Raw genomic sequence first — 18,193 nt, 5'->3', positions numbered from 1 at the left:
GTGCCGAAGTACCGGCTTGAGTACGCAAAACGGGATTTCGCAAGGTTTCTTTCCCACCTGGAACTGCTCCGCAGCTTCAACCGGGCCTTCAGGCGCTCCGGTTTGCCGCTGGCCTACACCGGGGGTTTTCACCCCCGCCCGCGGGTCTCCTTCGGCCCCCCTCTGGCCGTCGGGGTGGCGGGGCTTCGGGAGTACCTCGACTTTGAGCTGGAGCAGGAGCTTCCGCTGCGGGAGATCTTTTCGCGCCTTGCCCGGGAGCTTCCCGCAGGTCTCGCGGCGCGGCAGATCGCGGCGCTTCCGCCGGGGGCGCCCGGGCTGGGCAGGCTGCTGGACTGCGCCTGGTACCAGATTGTCCTTTCTCCTTGCCAGGCGGAGCCGGGGGCCTGGGGGCAGGCAGTTCGTGACCTGACGGAGGACCCCAGGCCCTGGCTGTACAGGCGGGCCGGAAAGGAAAGGATTGTTGATGTCAAGGCCGGGGTGAAAGGGGGAAGGCTCGTCTTCGGGGAAAATCCCTGCCTCCACCTGCTGGTGCACCTCGGCCCCCGCGAGATTCCGCTCAGAGAGGTGCTGGAGGTTCTCTGGGAAAAGGCCGCTGTTCCCGGCCCCCCGCTCTCCACCCAGTTAACGCGGGTCGGGCTTTTCCGGCAGCAGCGCGGGGCTCTGGTCACCCCCCTGGGCGAAGTTTTGCAGTTTGATCAGGAAAAGGAGAAAGTGCAGGAAAATGTTAAAGGAGATTTTGATTGACGTTACAAAAGAAGAAACAAAGGTCGGCGTTTTGGAAAACAGGCGGCTTGTGGAGGTTTATCTGGAGCGCTCCTTTCAAATGCGGCTGGCGGGGAACATTTACAAGGGGAGGGTTGAAAATGTTCTCCCCGGGATGCAGGCCGCCTTTGTGAACATCGGTCTGGAGCGCAATGCTTTTCTCTACGTGGAAGATGTCCAGCATGTCCCGGGCGCCCCGGAACTGGCCCCCGAGAAGGGCGCGCGCTCCCTCGCCATCGAAAACCTCCTTCAGGAGGGTCAGGAGCTTCTGGTGCAGGTGGTCAAGGAGCCTTTTGGGACGAAGGGAGCGCGGGTCACCACCCAGCTGACCCTGCCGGGCCGCTACGTGGTCCTCCTCCCCGGCATGGAGTGCATCGGGGTTTCCCGGCGGATCGGTACGGAGCGCGAGCGGGAGCGCCTCAAGGCCCTGGCGGAAAAGGTTTGCCCCCCCGGGATGGGGCTGATTGTCCGCACGGTTGCCGATGGAATCAGCAGGGAAGAACTGCAGGGGGATGTGCTCGCCCTGTACGAACTCTGGAACCGGATTCAGGAAAAGGCCCGCCGGAGCCCGGCTCCTGCCCTGATTCACCAGGAGCTTGAACTCGTCTCCTGGGTCCTGCGGGACCTCTTCGGCGACGATGTGGACCGGCTGCTCATCAACGAGCAGGAGGCTTACGAAAAGGTCCTGGAGCTGCTCGAGGTGGTCGCTCCCCACCTCCGGAGCAGGGTTTTTTTGGTGGAAACGGACCTCTGGGAGGAGTACGGGCTGGAGCAGGAGATTACGCGCGCCCTGCGCCCCAAGGTCTGGCTGCGGAGCGGAGGCTACCTGGTGATTGACGAGGCCGAGGCGCTCACGGTGATCGATGTCAATACCGGGAAGTATACGGGGAGCCGGAGCTTTGCGGAGACCGTTTTCCGGACGAATCTGGAGGCGGTCCAGGAAATTGTCCGCCAGCTGCGCCTCCGGAACCTGGGGGGCATCGTCATCATCGATTTCATCGACATGGAGTCTCCGGAGCACCAGGCGGAGGTTCTCAGGCGGCTCGAGGAGGAGCTGAAAAAAGATAAAACCCGCACCTACGTTTTGGGGCTGACCCAGCTGGGGCTGGTTGAGCTGACCAGGCAAAAGGTCAGGCCAAGCCTGAGCAGCCTGCTGGAAAAGCCCTGCCCCTACTGCGAGGGAAAGGGGAGGGTGCTCTCCGAGGAAACGGTAAGTTTGAAGGCCGCGAAAGAACTGAGGATGCTTGCGCAGAAAAGCCCGGATCCCGCCTTTTTGGTAGAGGTGCACCCCAGTGTAGCCGCCTTTCTCATCGGGGGAGGGGGAAGCCGCCTGCGGGAGCTGGAAAAAGAAACGGGCAAGCAGATCGTTGTCAAGGGGGTGGAGTCCCTCCATCTCGAAGAAACCCATATCAAGAGCATTGCAAACCGGCGGGAGGCGGCCCTCCTTTCTGCGCCTGTAAAGGTCGGCCAGATTCTCGAGGCCAGGATTGAGGAGCCCCACGCCACAAACCCCAGGGACGGGATTGCCCGGCTCGACGGGTATATTATCGATGTGGAGGAGGGGCGGGACTTGGTGGGGGAGGAGGCTTTCCTGGAAATCGTCAAGGTCTTCCGCACCTATGCCAGGGCGCGGATTTTGCGGAACCCCGGGAACCGGTCCCGCTAGCCGGGGGGAAACTTTTTGAAAAAGCAGAGCTGGGAGCACTTCCTCATCTGAGGAAGTGCCCGCTTTTTTGAGCTTTTCCATCAGGCCCGCGAGAACCCGGCCCTTACCTGAATGATAACATGCCCCGGCGACCTGTCATCGGAAATCCGGGAGAGGGGGCCGAAAGCTGGCCCTGTGAAAAATGCGAGGCGGAGGTTTTCTCCCTCCGCCCTGCTCTACAGGTCTGCTTTATCTCTACTTTATCGCCAGCGTCACGATCACCCCGGCAAATCCGGCAATCAGGGTGATTACCGCACCGACCACCCAGAGCATTAAACTCCCGATCCGGGAGTTTACTTTTTCGCTCAGCGCCCTTATCTCCCCGCTCAGCTTTTCATCCAGAGCCTTTGTTTCTCCTCTGAGCGCCCTTATCTCCCCGCTCAGCTTTTCATCCAGAGCCTTTGTTTCTCCTCTGAGCGCCCTTATCTCCCCGCTCAGCTTTTCATCCAGAGCCTTTGTTTCTCCTCTGAGCGCCCTTATCTCCCCGCTCAGCTTTTCATCCAGAGCCTTTGTTTCTCCTCTGAGCGCCCTTATCTCCCCGCTCAGCTTTTCATCCAGAGCCTTTGTTTCTCCTCTGAGTGCCCTTATCTCCCCGCTCAGCTTTTCATCCAGAGCCTTTGTTTCCCCGCACAGCTTTTCGTCCAGGGCCCTTATCTCCCCGCTCAGCGCCTTCACTTCCCGGTCCAGCTTCTCTTCCAGGTGGTCAATCCGGGCGCTCAATTTCTCGTCGAGCCGGTCGATACGCTGAAGCAGGAAGAAAAATTCAGGAGAAGCCAGGCCGCGGGGCGGCTGCTCGCTTCCTGCGGCGGTTTCCCTGGCGATTTCTTCAGGCATGGCGCTCACCTCTTTCCCCTCCGCTCCCATTATAACACCAAAAGATGGGAAAGGCAATCAAGGAACCGGCTTTTAGCTCTTTGCTTTGCTTGACAGGAAGGAGGAGAGGTGCTAAAATGCGCTTGTAGCAGCATCTTTCGAGCGCGCGGGGCGGGTTCAAGCGCACCGGAGGGCGGTGCCGCCCGGGCTCCGGCGGAAGGAGGAAGGCAAGTGTACGCAATCGTTGAGACCGGAGGCAAGCAGTACAGGGTTCAGGCGGGGGATGTCATCCGGGTCGAAAAGCTGGATCTCTCCCCCGGGGAGAAGGTGGTTCTCGACCGTGTTCTGGCTGTTTCCCGCGATGGAGAGCTGCTGGTAGGAAATCCCCTTGTACCAGGGGCTCAGGTTGCGGCAACCGTTCGAAGCCAGGGGAAGGCCAGAAAAATCGTCGTCTTCAAGTACAAGCCGAAGAAGAATTACCGGAGGAAAAGGGGCCACCGCCAGCTTTACACAGAACTGGTAATAGATGAAATTACAGCACCGGGACCGCAGCAGGCGCCGGGCTCATGATCCGCATCAGAATTTTTGAGAATGAAGCAGGAGAAATCAAGGGGTTTCTGGTGGAGGGGCACGCGGGTTATGCCCCCAGAGGTCAGGATATTGTCTGTGCAGGAGTTTCGGCCCTGGTGCAGGCGGCGGTTCTGGGTTTGAGGGAGTTTCTCACCCGGCCGCCCCAGGTGGAGGCGGGGCCAGAAGAGGCAAACCTTCTCTTCAAAACCGGAAAAAGCAGGGCCCCGAAGATTGCTCCGAAGTCCCCCCGGGGAAAAGGAGGGAATGTTTTTTTAAAGGTGATGCTTCCCGACTCTCTAGGGGAAAGGGACCGGGAGGCGGCGAAGATCATTCTGGAAACCCTCGAAATGGGACTGCGAGGGATTGCGCTTGGATACCGCAAGTATGTTGAGGTAAGGAGGTGTCGTGGTCATGATGAGGTTTGATTTGCAGTTGTTTGCCCATAAAAAAGGTGTGGGCAGCTCCCGGAACGGCCGGGACAGCGAGGCAAAACGGCTTGGAGTGAAAAAGTATGCGGGCCAGTACGTGAACGCGGGCAACATCATCGTCCGCCAGCGGGGAACGAAGATCCATCCTGGCTGGAACGTCGGCCGCGGGAAGGACGACACTCTTTTTGCTTTGATCGATGGGTACGTGCGGTTTGAGGCAAAAGGAAAAAACCGAAAGCAGGTAAGCGTTTACCCGGAAGCCGCGGTCATGTAAGAAAAAAACTTCCCTGGTCCAAGGACCAGGGTTTGTTGTCATTTAGGCCGGTTTCAGGTCTGGTTATGAAGACGGGGTCGAAGGATGTTTTACGATTACGTAAAAATCTACGTTAAAGCAGGTGACGGAGGAAACGGGGCGGTTTCCTTCCGGCGCGAAAAATACGTTCCTGCCGGAGGGCCCAATGGTGGAGACGGGGGGCGCGGCGGGAACGTTGTTTTAATCGCCGACCCGAACCTGCGGACGCTGATCGATTTTCACTACCAGAAGCACTACCGGGCGGAGCGGGGCGAACACGGCAGAGGGAAAAATCAGCACGGAAAAAACGGGGCGGATCTTATTTTGCGCGTTCCCGTCGGTACGGTGGTACGTGACCTCGGGGGGGCGTTCTGCGTTGACATGGTTGCGCCTGGCCAGCAGGTGGTGGTGGCCCGCGGGGGGCGCGGGGGCCGGGGGAACGCCCGGTTCGCGACTCCCCAGGCGCGGGCGCCCCGCTTTGCCGAGCGCGGCGACCCGGGGGAAGAGCGCTGGCTGGAACTGGAGCTGAAACTCATGGCCGACGTGGGACTGGTCGGCTTTCCGAACGCGGGAAAGTCCAGTTTGCTCCGCCGGATCTCCAGCGCCCGGCCAAAGGTCGCCCCCTATCCCTTTACCACCCTTGAGCCCTGCCTGGGGCTTGTCCGGATTGGCGAAGAAAAGAGCTTTGTGGCTGCGGACCTCCCGGGTCTGATTGCGGGGGCGCATGCGGGCGCCGGTCTGGGTGATCGCTTCCTGAGGCACATCGAGCGCACCCGGGTCCTGATTCATGTTGTGGATGCTGCGGGCACCGAAGGCCGTGACCCGCGGGAGGATGTCCGCGTCATCAACCGGGAGCTGGAGCTCTACAACCCCGAACTCGCGAGGCGCCCGATGGTAATTGCCGCAAACAAAATGGACCTGCCGGGGGCCCGGGAGAAGTTTTTTTTGCTTGAGCAGGAATTTCCCGAATTTAAGATTTATCCCATTTCTGCACTTACCGGAGCAGGAATTGATGAACTTTTGCTTGCGGTCTCCAATATCCTGGAAGAGGCGGAGGAAAAGAGTGTTCTGTCGCAGATTCAGAGAAGCGGCCGCGTTGTCATGATGAGGGAAGCTGAACCTCCCTTTGAAATCCGGGAAGAAGACGGAGTTTTTACGGTTTCGGGAAAAAGGGTGGAGCGCCTCGTGAGCAGGTTTGATCTGGAAAATCCCGGCGCGTTGAGGTTTCTTCAGCATGCCCTGCGCCGGATGGGGCTCGAGGAGGCGCTGCGCCGGAGAGGAATCAGGCGGGGGGATGTCGTAAAGATTAAGGGAATAGAGTTTATGTGGGAGGATTGAGGTCAGGGTTTAGAAATTCTTGGGAGGTCAGAGGCAGGGTTTATGGTGGAATGCCTTGATTGCGGAAATTGCCGGCAGGGGACGGCCACTTACTACTGCACGGCGCGCAACGAATTTGTAATCAGAGAGGGCCAGCTTGTGAGGGAAAGGGAAAGGCGGGAGCGGGGGTGGAAAAAGGGAAATCCTCACTATGAATCGCGGCGCCGCCGGAGCCGGGAAGAAAAAACGGGCTAGCCACTTTTTGGCCGGTGAAGTGGGGTGGAGGGATGCTGACAGGAAAGCAGAAAAGACTCCTCCGGGCCTTTGCAACAAGCCTTGATCCTCTTTTTCAGATCGGGAAGGGTGGAGTGAGCGAAAATCTGGTGCACCAGGTAGAAGAAGCTCTCAAAGCGCGCGAGCTGATCAAGCTCCGTGTGCTTTCCCAGTCTCCTGAGGATGTGAGGGAGGTTGCCCGGTCGCTCAAAGAAAAAACCGGTGCCGAAATCGTCCAGATTATCGGTCACAACCTGGTTCTCTACCGGCAGGGGGAGAAGGGAGTGATCCAGTTACCCTAGCTCAGGAGGGATGCGCGACTTGGGATGAACGGTTCAGCGCGAGAGATGCTGCCGCGCGCGCGGCGGATTGTGGTAAAAATAGGAACGAGCCTCCTCTGCAATAAAAAGGGCCAGCTTAATCTCAAAAGAATGGAGAATCTGGTCCACGATCTGGCCGGTTTGTGGCAGGAAAGCCGCGAGATCATTGTGGTGAGTTCAGGTGCGATTGGAGCCGGCTTGGGAAGACTGGGTTTTACGCGCCTTCCCCGCACCCTTCCCGAGAAGCAGGCGGCCGCTGCCGTCGGCCAGGGAGTTTTAATGCACCTCTACGAAAATTTTTTTACACCCAGAGGAATCATCGTGGCGCAGGTGCTTTTGACCAGGGATGACATCAAGAACCGGGAGCGGTACCTCAATGCCCGGCACACCTTTCAAACCCTTCTTCAGTACCGGGTGATTCCCATCGTGAACGAGAATGACACGGTTGCCGTGGAAGAGATCCGCTTTGGTGACAACGACACGCTTGCAGCGCTGGTGGCCTGCCTTGTTGACGCCGACCTGCTGGTCCTGCTGACAGACCTTGACGGGTTGTATACAGCCGATCCCCACAGGGAGGGGGCGGGGGAGCTGATCCCGGAGATCTCCGAAATCACCCCGGAGGTCGAGACCCTGGCCGGGGGAAGGGGTTCTGCCTTCACAACGGGAGGCATGGAAACGAAGCTCCAGGCGGCAAAGATCACCATGGGCGCAGGGATCCCCCTTGTCATCGGCAACGGGATGCGCGCCGGCACTTTAAAGAGGATCGTTGCCGGCGAAAAGGTGGGGACTTTTTTTGTTCCCCGCGAGGACCGGATGCAGGCCCGGAAGCGCTGGATTGCTTACGGTTCCCTCATCCAGGGAAAGGTTTACGTCGACCGGGGTGCGGTGAATGCCCTCGTTAAAAAAGGAAAAAGCCTTTTGCCCAGCGGCATTCTCAGGGTGGAGGGCTCCTTTGAGGCGGGCAGTGTGGTGAGTGTGGTTGATCCTGAGGGTAAGGAGCTGGCGCGGGGGATCAGCAACTACTCTTCAAAGGCTGTGGATTTAATCAAAGGGAGGAACACCGGGGAGATCGAAGGGATTCTGGGATACAAAGATTACGACGAGGTGATTCACCGGGATAACCTGACCGTTATTTCGGGGACGGGATGTTGCCCAGAAGTTTAACGAAATTTGAGGAGGTTGGGGAAGGTTTCATGTATCAGGCAGAGTTGGAAGCAATGGGAAGAAGGGCGAAGGAGGCGGCCTATAAACTCGCCGGGCTTTCCACAAAGACGAAAAACGACGCCCTGCAGGTGATGGCGAGGGCCCTGGAAGAGCGGGCCGAAATGATCCTGGCTGCCAATGAGGTTGACATGGAGGCGGGGCGGGCGAAAGGGCTCAGCAAGGCTCTGCTCGACCGTTTGCTGCTTACGCCAGATCGGATTCGGGAAATGGCCGAAGGTTTGCGCGCCCTTATTGCTCTTCCTGATCCGGTCGGGGAAGTGATCAGAATGTGGACGAGGCCGAACGGCCTCCAGATCGGGAAAATGCGGGTGCCCCTGGGGGTGGTCGGAATCATCTACGAAGCCCGCCCCAACGTAACCGTAGACGCGGCGGGCCTCTGCCTCAAGGCGGGGAATGCCGTCATCCTGCGGGGAGGTTCCGAGGCAATTAATTCCAACCGCGCCATCACTCAGGTGATCAGCGCCGCCGCGGCCAGCGCCGGAATCCCTGCCGGGGCGATTCAGCTCGTGGAAACAACAGACCGGGAAGCCGTCAACATCATGATGAAGATGAACGCCTACATTGACGTCCTGATTCCCCGCGGGGGCGCCGGGCTGATCCAGACCGTTGTCCAGAATGCCACGGTTCCCGTTCTCGAGACGGGGGTTGGCAACTGCCACGTCTATGTGGAGGAGGACGCCGATCTGGAGATGGCCCAGCGCATTGTGGTGAACGCCAAAACCCAGCGCCCCGGTGTCTGCAATGCGATGGAGACGCTTCTCGTGCACGAGAAGGTGGCGCCTGCCTTTTTGCCTGCGGTCGCCGAAGCGCTGCGGGCGAAAGGTGTGGAACTGCGGGGTTGCCCGCGAACCCGGGAGATCCTGCCCGACTGCATCCCTGCCACTGAAGAGGACTGGAAGACGGAGTACCTGGACCTTATTCTTGCCGTCAAGGTGGTGGGCGATCTGGAGGAGGCTTTGGAGCACATCAACACCTACGGCACAAAGCACACAGAGGCGATTGTTACAAGCAGTTACCAGAAGGCACGGCAGTTCTTGCAGAGGGTGGATGCCGCCGCCGTTTTTGTCAATGCCTCCACCCGCTTTACTGACGGCTACCAGTTCGGCTTTGGGGCGGAAATCGGGATCAGCACGCAGAAGCTTCACGCCCGGGGCCCCATGGGCCTGGAGGAGCTCACCTCGGTCAAGTACATTGTTTTTGGGGACGGCCAGATCCGGACCTAGGGCTTCCTTTTCTCCGGCTTTGCTGCAGGCTGGGGGAGGGGTAGGTTTTCCTTCTCCGGTCCCGCCGTGCTGTGGTGGATGCCGTAGGCAAAGTAGATCAGGAGCCCCAGGGCGAGCCACCCGAAGAAGCGGTACCAGGTGAGGACCGGCAGGTTGAAGATGAGGTAGAGGGATGCGGCGAGGCTCAGGAGGGGGAGGTAGGGCGCCAGAGGAACCCGGAAGGGGCGGTGCTGCTGCGGCCGGGTGTAGCGGAGGATGATCACACCAAGCGAGACGACTGCGAAGGCAGAGAGGGTGCCGATATTGGCGAGTTCGGCAATCAGGTGGATGGGGAGAAGGCTGCTCAAAGCAGCTGCGGTCACCCCGGTTGTCATGATGCTGAAGGCAGGCGTCCCGAAGCGGGGGTGAAGCCGGGCGAAAACCGGCGGCAGAAGGCCGTCACGGGACATGGCAAAAAGGATCCGGCTCTGGGCGAAGAAGTTCACCAGGAGAACGCTTGTCAGTCCTGCCAGCGCCCCTGCCGAGACGAAGGCCACGGCCCAGGTAAGCCCCCGGCGCAGGAGGGCAGTGCTTACCGGAGAAGGGGTGTCTAAAATCGCATATTTAACCATCCCTGTGAGGGCTGCTGCCACCCCGAGATAGAGGACGGTCGAGATCAGCAGGGCTCCGATGATGCCAAGCGGGAGGTTGCGCTGGGGGTTCCTGACCTCCTCGGCGGCGGTGGCGACCGCGTCGAACCCGATGTACGCAAAAAAGATGATGCCTGCCCCCCGCAAAATTCCCTGCACCCCGAAAGGGAGAAAGGGCCGCCAGTTGGCAGGGTCAAACCTGGATAATCCCAGGGCCAGGAAGAGGAGAATTGCACCCAGTTTGAGGGCAACGACGATTTTGTTCACCTGGCTGCTTTCTTTTGTTCCCGTGCTGATAAGGCAAGCAATGATTCCGACGATAATGACAGGGGGGAGGTTGATGATTCCGCCGGCAAAGGGGGAGGTTGTAAAGGAGGCGGGAAGCTGCAACCCCAGAGGGCGGAGCAGATCGAGGAAGTAGCCGCTCCAGCCCAGAGCCACGGCAGCCGAGGCAACCGTGTACTCGAGGATCAGGTTCCACCCGATGAACCAGGCGGCGATTTCACCCAGGGCGGCATACGTATAGGTATAAGCGCTTCCTGCAGCGGGGAACATGGCAGCCAGTTCCGCATAGACAAGGGCGGCGAGGGCGCTGGCAATCCCGGCAACTAAAAAGGAGATGACGATCCCGGGGCCCGCGTAGCGGGCTGCAGCCACGCCGCTCAGGACAAAGATGCCTGTGCCGATGATGGCGCCGAGCCCCAGGGCAACGAGGTCCTTTGCACCCAGCACTCTTTTCAAACCGCCGGAAGGCTGCTCCCCAAGCGCCCGCGCGGGAAGTTTCGTCCGAAAAATTCTTTTTGCCTCATCCATTCTTTCTTCAACCTTTTTGATTTATTTTGCCCGGGAGTTTCCGGGTTTATCAGAGCAGGGTTTTAAGAAAAAAACCCGAATAGTGAAGAAAGGAGCAGAAGCATCTTTAGTGAAGGGACAACGCATAGGGATCATGGGGGGGACGTTCGATCCCATTCATTACGGCCACCTGGTGACTGCCGAGGCGGCCAGGGAAAAATACGGGCTTGAGCGCGTGATTTTTGTTCCTTCAGGACACCCCCCCCACAAGGATGCGCGGGAGGTAACAGATTTCTGGCACCGGTACCTGATGGTGCTGCTTGCAGTTGTTTCAAATCCCTACTTTGAGGTTTCGCGGATGGAATACGACCGGGGTGGGGTTACCTATACGATTGATACGGTGCGTGAATTTCGCCGGCTCTACGGGGCGGGCACGGAACTGTTTTTTATTACGGGAGCGGACGCGATTCTCGAGATTTTGACCTGGAAACAGCCTGAAGAGCTTCTTGCCATGTGCCGGTTTATTGCGGCAACAAGGCCCGGCTATGACCTCCGGCAGTTGAACAGCCTGCTGGGGGAATTCTACCAGGGCGCGGTTTCGGTGCTCGAGATCCCGATGTTGAGCATTTCTTCGAGCGATCTCCGGCGCCGGGTAAAAACGGGGCTTTCCATCAAATACCTGGTGCCCGAACCCGTGGAGTTTTACATCTTCCAAAACGGGCTTTACCGGGAGAAGCGCCAGCAGGGGTTGTGAAGTATATTCCGCGCGCCGTCACCGCATACTACCCTTCGGAACAAAATTTTCGGGGGTGGCGGGGCCTGTGGTGCGAACTCTCTATGTGGGAAATCTTCCGTGGCGGACGAAGGCTGAGGAACTGGCTTCCTTTTTCAGCAATTACGGGGAAGTGATCGGGAGCCGCGTGATCGTCGACCGGGAGACAGGACGCTCCCGCGGGTTCGGTTTTGTGGAGGTAAGTGATGAGGATGCCCCGAAAATGATCAAGGCTCTCAACGGGGTCGAATTTCAGGGGCGGATTCTCACGGTCAACGAGGCGAGACCTCGCGGGGAAGGGAAGAGCAGCCGGGAACAGGATTGATGGGAGAAAGAAAATTAAGGGTTTACGAAGGTCTGGTGCGCGCTCGTTTAACGCCTGCCAGGTTTCTGCACGTCTGCGCGGTGCGCGACTGCGCCGGAAAGCTTGCGGAAAAAAATGGGGGATCGCGTGAGGAGGCCGAACTGGCCGGACTGCTGCACGACTACGCGCGGGATCTTCCTGAAGAAGAACTGCTGCGCCTCGGAGTGGAGCGGGGGCTGGTCAGGAACGAGGTTGAACGCCGCGTTCCGGTTTTGCTGCACGGCCCTGTGGGGGCCCTCCTCGTCCGGGAGGAGCTGGGGATCGATAACCCGGAAGTTCTGCGTGCGATTTCCAATCACACCCTCGGCGCGCCGGGGATGGGCCTCCTCGAGAAAGTTATTTATGTTGCCGATTTAATAGCCCCGGGAAGAAGCTATCCCGGGGTCGATTGCCTGCGGGAGCTTGCAGAAAGGGATCTCGATCGGGCGCTCCTGCTGGGATTTGCCTTTTCAATCCGCTACTGTTTGGAAAGGGAGAGGTTAATCCACCCGCAAACCATTGCGGCGTGGAATTTTTTCCTTGTGCGAGAGGGGAGGGAAGCAGATTTTGCTTAGCGGCCGGGAAGTGGCCATCTGCGCGGCAAAGGCAGCTGCAGAGAAAAAGGCGAGCGACATCCGGATTCTCGACCTGCGGGGTATTTTTCCGGTTGCCGACTATTTTGTAATCTGCAGCGGGCGGAGCGCGACCCAGATTGCCGCGATCGCCCAGGAGATCCAGGACCGCCTGGGGAAGCTGGGGCACCGGTTTTTCCGGCGTCAGGGAACTCCGGAATCGGAGTGGGTGCTGCTGGATTACGGGGACGTTGTTGTTCATATTTTCAGCGGGGAGGCCCGCGCCTTCTACGCCCTGGAACGTTTGTGGGGCGACGCCCCTGAAATTTCGTCAAAATTCTTAAACAATTCTTAAAAAATTCGGCAGGAAAAACTGGATTTTATGTCGAAATAAAGCCAGGCAATCTGCCAGATTGAAGGCGGGATGAATTTGCCGGATTTTTCGCAGAAGCCGTTCTTAAAATTTTCCCGGAACCAGGACTTTGTAGTTTTATGGCTGGCTTTTGGCCTGCTGACCTTTCTCAGATACCAGACCGCGGAAATCTGGCAGCAGATTTTTCTTGTTCTCTATGCAGTTCTTGCCTTTGCGGCGGGGATGAAGGGAGCCTTCTGGTCCGGCCTGGCTTTTGCCGGGCTGGGGTGGCTTTTCAGTTTAGGAGTTCGGCCGGGGGGCCTCTTAATTCCTGCTTCGGTGGTTCCTGCTTCAATTGCAAACGTCCTGGTCCAGGGCGTTTTTCTTGTTGTCTGTCTGTTTCTCGGGTGGGGATGTTGCCAGATCCGCAGCCTGAAAGGCCAGTACCGGTCCCTGTGGATGGAGTACCGCGAGATCCTGCAGAATTTTGAGAACTCAAAGGATGAGCTCAGAGAGCTTTATTTTGCGGCAGTTAATTCTCTTGCGGCAACCCTGGAGGCGCGGGATGAGGGTTCGCTCGGGCATCTCGAACGGGTGGCCTCCTACGCGGTTGCCCTGGGTCGGGAACTTGGACTCTCTTCAGAAGAGCTGACCGAGATTTATTACGCCTCGGTGCTCCACGATCTCGGGAAGATTGGAATTTCCGAGGTCATCTTGAACAAGCCGGACAGGCTCACCCGCGAGGAGTACGCCGAGATTCGCAGGCACCCCGAGATCGGAACCGGAATCCTGCAGTCTTTGACCTTTACGAAAAATTTGCTCCCCCTGATCCTGCACCACCACGAGCGCTATGATGGAACGGGTTACCCGATGGGGCTGGCGCGGGAGGAAATTCCTTTGGGCGCCCGGATTATTGCGATTGCCGATGCATATGATGCCATGACCTCGGACCGGCCTTACCGTCCCGCCTTTTCCCAGGCCGACGCCATTGCCGAGCTGAAGCGGTGCACCGGCACCCAGTTCGACCCCTTTCTTGTAGACCTTTTTCTGGAAATACTTAAGAAAAAGCCTCGCCCAAAGCTTCAGCTGCAGTCCGTTCCGTTTTTTTCGCCTCCACCTTCCTCTAGGCTCGTTCATTAACGGGTTCTGCCTGGCAGCTTCACCAGGCAGTCTGTCGGAGTCTGGCTTTCGGTCCCGCAATATCCGGGGAGAAGCGAGAACCATGTGGCAGCGAGCAACCGGGGTCTCTATAAAAGAAAGCGGGGAGGAGAAGCATGGAGGAGAAGCAGAGCAAAAAAAGGCGCGCCGAACTCCAGAAAGAGCTGGAGCGCATTGTCGAGATTCTCGGCGAAGAGGATCCGGCGCTTGCCGATTTCTGCCGCCAGGCGAGCGAGACCCTGGCGCGGCAAAGGCTTGCTCTGGAAGAGAAGCTCCGGGACGCGGAGAAATGATTTGAGGTATTTTCAACTGTTGACAGGCGGGCGGAGGATCACGTATAATAGAGTCGGTTTGGAAAGGTTCAAATAAGCTGCGGCTTTCGATAAATGCAAGGAACGGGAGTAGTAGGTCAACCCGGAGCCTTCAGAGAACCGGTGTGACGGGGTGCGAGCCGGGGGCCTGCCGGGGGCCGAACTCGCCCGGGAGCAGTGCCGGCGGCGAGCCGGCAACGTAAGACGGCGTTAACTCGCGAAAGTGGGTAAATACGTGGGGCTGTGGCGCAGTGGGAGCGCGCTTCCTTGGCATGGAAGAGGTCGCGGGTTCGACTCCCGCCAGCTCCACCAGTTTATTTACCAAGCTGGGTGGTACCGCGGGAAGTTCTCTCTCCCGTCCCTTCAGGGGGCGGGAGAGCTTAATTTTTATAGAAGCGTCAGCATCTACAGGAGGATTGGTTGTGGAAGGCAGGTACAATTTCCGCTTCGTTGAAAAGAAATGGCAGGAGCGCTGGGAGCAGGAAGACGCCTTTCGCGTGGCCGAAGACCCTTCTGCTCCGAAATTTTACTGCCTGGAGATGTTCCCCTACCCTTCGGGAAACCTGCACATGGGCCATGTGCGCAATTACGCCATCGGAGACGTGGTGGCGCGCTTTTATACAATGCAGGGCTACCGGGTCCTGCATCCGATGGGCTGGGATGCCTTCGGCCTCCCGGCGGAAAATGCCGCAATCAAGCACGGTATTCATCCTGCCAGGTGGACCTGGGACAACATCAACAACATGCGCCGCCAGCTGAAGTCTCTCGGTGTGAGCTACGACTGGTCGCGGGAGGTTGCCACCTGCCACCCCGACTACTACCGCTGGACGCAGTGGCTCTTTTTGCAGCTCTATCACAAAGGGCTGGCGTACCGGAAGAAGGCTGCCGTCAACTGGTGCCCTGCCTGCGCAACAGTTCTGGCCAACGAGCAGGTGGTTGGCGGCAGGTGCGAGCGGTGCGAAACCGGTGTTGTAAAGAAGGACCTGGAGCAGTGGTTTTTCAGGATTACGGCCTATGCAGAGCGCCTTTTGCAGGACCTGGAGAAGCTCGCGGGATGGCCCGAAAAGGTTAAAACGATGCAGGAAAACTGGATCGGGAAGAGCAGGGGAGTCGAAATCAGGTTCCGGGCCGAGAACGGGAGCGAAATCCCCGTTTTCACAACCAGGCCCGATACGATTTACGGCGTAACCTACCTTGTCCTTGCGCCGGAGCACCCCCTGGTGGAGGAGCTCGTGAAAGGCCGGCCCGAGGCCGGCCGGATCAGGAATTTCATCGAAAGGGTGCGGCTGCAGAGCGAAATCGACAGGACCTCGGCCGAGACGGAAAAAGAGGGGATCTTTACCGGAGCCTGCGCATACAACCCTCTGAGCGGCGAGCGGGTCCCCATCTGGATTGCGAACTACGTTCTGATGGAGTACGGGACCGGGGCGGTGATGGGCGTTCCCGCCCACGACCAGCGCGACCTCGAATTTGCCCGGAAGTACGGGCTGCCGGTGAAGGTCGTGATCCAGCCCCTGGGGCGCAACCTGGATCCCCAGACGATGGAAGAGGCTTATGTCGAGCCGGGCCTGATGGTTAACTCCGGGCCCTTCAGCGGCATCGACAGCGAGGTTGCCAGGCTGAAGATCACCGCCTTTATTGAAGAAAAGGGATACGGCCGGGAGCAGGTCAACTACCGGCTGCGGGACTGGCTTATTTCCCGGCAGCGCTACTGGGGGGCGCCGATTCCGATCATCTACTGCGAGGAGTGCGGAACTGTTCCCGTTCCCGAAAAAGATCTTCCTGTGCTCCTCCCCCTCGACGTGGAATTTGAGCCGACCGGGGAGTCGCCGCTCCTGAAGGCGCCGGAATTCCTCCGCGCCACCTGCCCGGCCTGCGGGGGGCCTGCCAGGCGGGAAACCGATACGATGGATACCTTTGTCTGCTCCTCCTGGTATTTTTTGCGCTACTGCAGCCCCCATGAAAGGGAAAGGGCATTTGATCCGGAAAAGCTGCGCTACTGGATGCCGGTGGACCAGTACATCGGCGGGGTGGAGCACGCCATTCTGCACCTCATGTACGCCCGCTTCTTCACCAAGGTGCTTTACGACCTGGGGCTTGTTCCGGTTGACGAACCCTTTACCAACCTCCTCACCCAGGGGATGGTTTTAAAGGACGGGGCGAAGATGTCCAAGTCGCGGGGGAATGTGGTGAGCCCTGAAGAGATCATCGAGGCTTACGGCGCCGACACCGCCCGCCTCTTCATCCTTTTCGCGGCGCCCCCGGAGCGGGACCTGGACTGGAGCGACCAGGGGGTTGAAGGATCCTTCCGGTTCATCAACAGGGTCTGGCGGCTGGTGACCGGTGCCGCGCCGGAAATCAGGGGCGCGGGCGGTTCAAACTTTGAGGGCGCGGAGTTGAGCCCCGCGGACCGGGACCTGCGGCGGGCCACCCACCGGACAATCCAGAAAGTCACCGAGGACATCAGGACGCGTTTCAATTTCAATACTGCAGTGAGCGCTTTGATGGAGCTCGTAAATGCCCTCTATCACTACGTAGATCAGGTTCCGCCGGAGCGGAGAAACAGAGGGGTTTTGAGGGAGAGCATCGTGAATCTCATCTTACTCCTGGCTCCCTTCACACCCCACCTTGCCGAAGAGCTGTGGGAGGTTGTAGGAAACTCCGGGAGCGTGCACAGGGAGAGGTGGCCCGCTTTTGATCCTCAGGCCCTGGCCGAGGAAGAAATTACGATCGTTGTCCAGGTCAACGGGCGCGTCCGGGACCGGCTTCGGGTTCCGGCTGGCGTGAGTCTCCGGGAAATGGAGGAGATCGTCCTTGCCCAGCCGAGGGTTCGCGCCCTGATCCAGGACAAAGAGCTCCTCCGGGTGATTTCCGTGCCCGGCAAGCTGGTTAACCTCGTGGTGCGCGAGAAGGCGGCGGGGAAGGTTAAGTGAGCCGGAGGCCTTTCACCCCGGAGCGCCTCAATGCCCGTTATGTTTTTACACCCTGGGGCTGGGGGTGGCTTCTTGCCTCTCCCCGGGGGCTCTGGGCCTTCAGCTGGCCCTGGGGAAGCAGGGAGGAGGCTGCTGCCGGCCTCGAACGCGCCTTAAAAAACGGACCCTGCAGCCCGGGCTTTGAAAAGAACCGGATTCTCGAGCAGGCAGCGGAAGCACTGCTTGCTTTTTTTCAGGGCTTTCCGCAGCAGCTGGAGGAGGTTCCCCTTGAGGCCGGGCGCTTTACGCCCTGGCAGAGAAGGGTGTACGGTGTCGTGCGCGCCATTCCTCCAGGGGAAACCCGCTCCTACGGTCGGGTTGCGGAGGAGTGCGGAAAGCCCGGGGGCGCCCGCGCCGTTGGACAGGCTCTTGCCGCCAATCCTCTTCCTCTTTTCATCCCCTGCCACCGGGTTGTTTACGGAGACGGACGTCTTGGCGGCTACGGGTGCGGGGGGCCGGGTCTGAAAGAATGCCTTCTTTCCTTAGAACGGAGGGAAAGGGGGTGAGGTGGAGTGTGGTCTTGGGATCGCAGGGTGCAGGGGCTGCTCGTAATCCTGGCGGCTGCTCTGATTTTTGCCGGAGGTGTAAAGTACGCGCGGTGGCAGGCTGCTCATTCTCCGGGCAGTGCCGTCTTGATTGACGAAAAAAAGGAGGCAGGCGAAAATTCCGGGGGAGCGACGGAATCCCCGCCCGAGCAGGTCGGGGTTCATGTAACGGGTGCGGTCGGCAAGCCTGGTGTCTATTATTTTCCCCGGGGGACGCGGGTTGTTGCTGCTGTTGAGAAAGCGGGGCCCCTGCCGCAGGCCGATCTCAACAGCCTGAATCTGGCGCGCCTCCTGGCCGATGGAGAGCAGATTTATGTCCCGCGCCAGGGAGAAATGCCTCCTCCCTCTCAAGCGGGATTTGCCGGCTCCGGCGGCACCTCCGGGCCGCAGGGCAAGGTTAATCTCAATACGGCCTCCGCTGCAGAACTGGATGCCCGCCTTCCGGGAATCGGTCCCACCCTCGCCCAGCGCATCGTTGACTACCGCGCCAGCCACGGCCCCTTCCGCTCCATTGAAGACCTCCAGAACGTTTCCGGAATCGGCCCGCGTCGTTTCGAGCAAATTAAAGATCTTGTGACGATCTGAACCGGGGGGCCAGGAATTTTTATGGGGACCGGCAGGAATTTTGCCGAAAACCTAGAATAGTATTTTACTGGAATTTGTTTTGTTTCATGCCTTCGGGGGGGACCCTTCATCAGAAGGGGAGACAGGTTGTTTTTGGAGTTCAATGCGGGGGGGTGAGATGAGGTCGGGCCTTTTCGAGGCCGGGAAATTCTGCTGAAATGCCGGTCGAAAAGGGCTTCGAATCAGAGGAAAGAAA

The 18,193-nt window shown here is 59.1% G+C and carries 21 protein-coding genes, 1 tRNA gene and 1 pseudogene; 20 read left to right on the top strand and 3 right to left on the bottom strand.

Going from position 1 to position 18,193, the window contains the following annotated elements; genetic code table 11:
- Complete coding sequence (locus HPY58_06395) at positions 1 to 744, top strand: DUF2344 domain-containing protein (protein NPV29283.1); 744 nt, start codon at positions 1 to 3, stop codon at positions 742 to 744.
- Complete coding sequence (locus tag HPY58_06390) at positions 722 to 2,428, top strand: Rne/Rng family ribonuclease (GenBank protein ID NPV29282.1); 1,707 nt, start codon at positions 722 to 724, stop codon at positions 2,426 to 2,428. Before HPY58_06395 ends, HPY58_06390 begins: the two co-directional genes overlap by 23 nt.
- Positions 2,429 to 2,944: 516 nt before the next feature.
- Here HPY58_06390 and HPY58_06385 read toward each other — a convergent pair.
- Positions 2,945 to 3,127: pseudogene (locus HPY58_06385) on the bottom strand (DUF1640 domain-containing protein).
- A 384-nt stretch (positions 3,128 to 3,511) separates the two neighbouring features.
- Between HPY58_06385 and rplU the strand changes: the two are divergent.
- The 8 genes from rplU (at position 3,512) to HPY58_06345 (ending at position 8,927) form a co-directional block, all read left to right on the top strand.
- Positions 3,512 to 3,850 (top strand): 50S ribosomal protein L21, encoded by a 339-nt coding sequence (rplU, locus tag HPY58_06380; GenBank protein ID NPV29281.1) that lies wholly within the window; start codon positions 3,512 to 3,514, stop codon positions 3,848 to 3,850.
- Positions 3,847 to 4,275, top strand: coding sequence for a ribosomal-processing cysteine protease Prp (locus tag HPY58_06375; protein ID NPV29280.1), 429 nt, complete (start codon positions 3,847 to 3,849; stop codon positions 4,273 to 4,275). The genes rplU and HPY58_06375 overlap by 4 nt, the downstream gene beginning before the upstream one ends.
- Positions 4,262 to 4,552, top strand: a complete 291-nt coding sequence (rpmA, locus tag HPY58_06370) for a 50S ribosomal protein L27 (protein NPV29279.1) — start codon at positions 4,262 to 4,264, stop codon at positions 4,550 to 4,552. The genes HPY58_06375 and rpmA overlap by 14 nt, the downstream gene beginning before the upstream one ends.
- Positions 4,553 to 4,636: 84 nt before the next feature.
- Positions 4,637 to 5,908, top strand: coding sequence for a GTPase ObgE (gene obgE, locus HPY58_06365; protein ID NPV29278.1), 1,272 nt, complete (start codon positions 4,637 to 4,639; stop codon positions 5,906 to 5,908).
- A 45-nt stretch (positions 5,909 to 5,953) separates the two neighbouring features.
- Positions 5,954 to 6,142 carry a hypothetical protein gene (locus tag HPY58_06360; protein ID NPV29277.1) on the top strand — a complete coding sequence of 63 codons (189 nt, stop codon included), beginning with the start codon at positions 5,954 to 5,956 and terminating at the stop codon, positions 6,140 to 6,142.
- Positions 6,143 to 6,174: 32 nt separating this feature from the next.
- Positions 6,175 to 6,462: a ribosome assembly RNA-binding protein YhbY gene (gene yhbY / locus HPY58_06355; GenBank protein ID NPV29276.1), complete on the top strand. Its 288-nt coding sequence runs from the start codon at positions 6,175 to 6,177 to the stop codon at positions 6,460 to 6,462.
- A 24-nt stretch (positions 6,463 to 6,486) separates the two neighbouring features.
- The gene (proB, locus tag HPY58_06350) at positions 6,487 to 7,644 is read left to right on the top strand and encodes a glutamate 5-kinase (protein NPV29275.1); all 1,158 of its coding nucleotides are present in this window, start codon (positions 6,487 to 6,489) and stop codon (positions 7,642 to 7,644) included.
- A gap of 29 nt (positions 7,645 to 7,673) precedes the next feature.
- A complete protein-coding gene (locus tag HPY58_06345; protein NPV29274.1) occupies positions 7,674 to 8,927 on the top strand; it encodes a glutamate-5-semialdehyde dehydrogenase in 1,254 nt (417 codons plus the stop codon).
- Here HPY58_06345 and HPY58_06340 read toward each other — a convergent pair.
- On the bottom strand, positions 8,924 to 10,369 hold the full coding sequence (locus HPY58_06340; GenBank protein ID NPV29273.1) for an amino acid permease: 1,446 nt from the start codon (positions 10,367 to 10,369) through the stop codon (positions 8,924 to 8,926). The genes HPY58_06345 and HPY58_06340 overlap by 4 nt on opposite strands.
- A gap of 109 nt (positions 10,370 to 10,478) precedes the next feature.
- Here HPY58_06340 and HPY58_06335 point away from each other — a divergent pair, with 109 nt between their 5' ends.
- The 6 genes from HPY58_06335 (at position 10,479) to HPY58_06310 (ending at position 13,838) form a co-directional block, all read left to right on the top strand.
- Positions 10,479 to 11,102, top strand: coding sequence for a nicotinate-nucleotide adenylyltransferase (locus HPY58_06335; protein NPV29272.1), 624 nt, complete (start codon positions 10,479 to 10,481; stop codon positions 11,100 to 11,102).
- A gap of 70 nt (positions 11,103 to 11,172) precedes the next feature.
- Positions 11,173 to 11,445, top strand: a complete 273-nt coding sequence (locus tag HPY58_06330; protein NPV29271.1) for an RNA-binding protein — start codon at positions 11,173 to 11,175, stop codon at positions 11,443 to 11,445.
- Positions 11,445 to 12,038, top strand: coding sequence for an HD domain-containing protein (locus HPY58_06325; protein NPV29270.1), 594 nt, complete (start codon positions 11,445 to 11,447; stop codon positions 12,036 to 12,038). Before HPY58_06330 ends, HPY58_06325 begins: the two co-directional genes overlap by 1 nt.
- Positions 12,028 to 12,390 (top strand): ribosome silencing factor, encoded by a 363-nt coding sequence (gene rsfS, locus HPY58_06320; protein NPV29269.1) that lies wholly within the window; start codon positions 12,028 to 12,030, stop codon positions 12,388 to 12,390. Before HPY58_06325 ends, rsfS begins: the two co-directional genes overlap by 11 nt.
- Positions 12,391 to 12,465: 75 nt before the next feature.
- A complete protein-coding gene (locus HPY58_06315) occupies positions 12,466 to 13,527 on the top strand; it encodes an HD-GYP domain-containing protein (GenBank protein NPV29268.1) in 1,062 nt (353 codons plus the stop codon).
- A 134-nt stretch (positions 13,528 to 13,661) separates the two neighbouring features.
- Entirely contained in the window at positions 13,662 to 13,838 is a 177-nt protein-coding gene (locus HPY58_06310; GenBank protein NPV29267.1) for a hypothetical protein, read from the top strand.
- A 130-nt stretch (positions 13,839 to 13,968) separates the two neighbouring features.
- Here HPY58_06310 and HPY58_06305 read toward each other — a convergent pair whose 3' ends face one another.
- A complete protein-coding gene (locus tag HPY58_06305; GenBank protein NPV29266.1) occupies positions 13,969 to 14,130 on the bottom strand; it encodes a hypothetical protein in 162 nt (53 codons plus the stop codon).
- On the opposite strand from HPY58_06305, the gene HPY58_06300 reads away from it, so the two are divergent.
- From HPY58_06300 to HPY58_06285, 4 genes are all read left to right on the top strand, one after another.
- A tRNA-Ala gene (locus HPY58_06300) sits at positions 14,094 to 14,168 on the top strand. The genes HPY58_06305 and HPY58_06300 overlap by 37 nt on opposite strands.
- Positions 14,169 to 14,278: 110 nt before the next feature.
- On the top strand, positions 14,279 to 16,789 hold the full coding sequence (locus tag HPY58_06295; protein ID NPV29265.1) for a leucine--tRNA ligase: 2,511 nt from the start codon (positions 14,279 to 14,281) through the stop codon (positions 16,787 to 16,789).
- A complete protein-coding gene (locus HPY58_06290; protein ID NPV29264.1) occupies positions 16,786 to 17,334 on the top strand; it encodes a methylated-DNA--[protein]-cysteine S-methyltransferase in 549 nt (182 codons plus the stop codon). The genes HPY58_06295 and HPY58_06290 overlap by 4 nt, the downstream gene beginning before the upstream one ends.
- Before the next feature lie 6 nt (positions 17,335 to 17,340).
- Positions 17,341 to 17,958 carry a ComEA family DNA-binding protein gene (locus HPY58_06285; GenBank protein ID NPV29263.1) on the top strand — a complete coding sequence of 206 codons (618 nt, stop codon included), beginning with the start codon at positions 17,341 to 17,343 and terminating at the stop codon, positions 17,956 to 17,958.
- Positions 17,959 to 18,193 lie beyond the last annotated feature (235 nt).

This window comes from Bacillota bacterium, assembly GCA_013177945.1.
GTDB lineage: Bacteria > Bacillota > DSM-12270 > Thermacetogeniales > Thermacetogeniaceae > Ch130.
This window is presented reverse-complemented; position numbering and strand designations above follow the sequence as displayed.

What these genes read in the sequence shown, in the direction of transcription:
- proB (NPV29275.1), top strand. Translation starts at nt 6,487, where the DNA reads ATGAACGGTTCAGCGCGAGAGATGCTGCCGCGCGCGCGGCGGATTGTG.
- HPY58_06305 (NPV29266.1), bottom strand. Translation starts at nt 14,130, where the DNA reads ATGCCAAGGAAGCGCGCTCCCACTGCGCCACAGCCCCACGTATTTACC.
- HPY58_06325 (NPV29270.1), top strand. Translation starts at nt 11,445, where the DNA reads ATGGGAGAAAGAAAATTAAGGGTTTACGAAGGTCTGGTGCGCGCTCGT.
- HPY58_06310 (NPV29267.1), top strand. Translation starts at nt 13,662, where the DNA reads ATGGAGGAGAAGCAGAGCAAAAAAAGGCGCGCCGAACTCCAGAAAGAG.
- rpmA (NPV29279.1), top strand. Translation starts at nt 4,262, where the DNA reads ATGATGAGGTTTGATTTGCAGTTGTTTGCCCATAAAAAAGGTGTGGGC.
- yhbY (NPV29276.1), top strand. Translation starts at nt 6,175, where the DNA reads ATGCTGACAGGAAAGCAGAAAAGACTCCTCCGGGCCTTTGCAACAAGC.
- HPY58_06345 (NPV29274.1), top strand. Translation starts at nt 7,674, where the DNA reads ATGTATCAGGCAGAGTTGGAAGCAATGGGAAGAAGGGCGAAGGAGGCG.
- HPY58_06390 (NPV29282.1), top strand. Translation starts at nt 722, where the DNA reads ATGTTAAAGGAGATTTTGATTGACGTTACAAAAGAAGAAACAAAGGTC.
- obgE (NPV29278.1), top strand. Translation starts at nt 4,637, where the DNA reads ATGTTTTACGATTACGTAAAAATCTACGTTAAAGCAGGTGACGGAGGA.
- HPY58_06340 (NPV29273.1), bottom strand. Translation starts at nt 10,369, where the DNA reads ATGGATGAGGCAAAAAGAATTTTTCGGACGAAACTTCCCGCGCGGGCG.
- HPY58_06375 (NPV29280.1), top strand. Translation starts at nt 3,847, where the DNA reads ATGATCCGCATCAGAATTTTTGAGAATGAAGCAGGAGAAATCAAGGGG.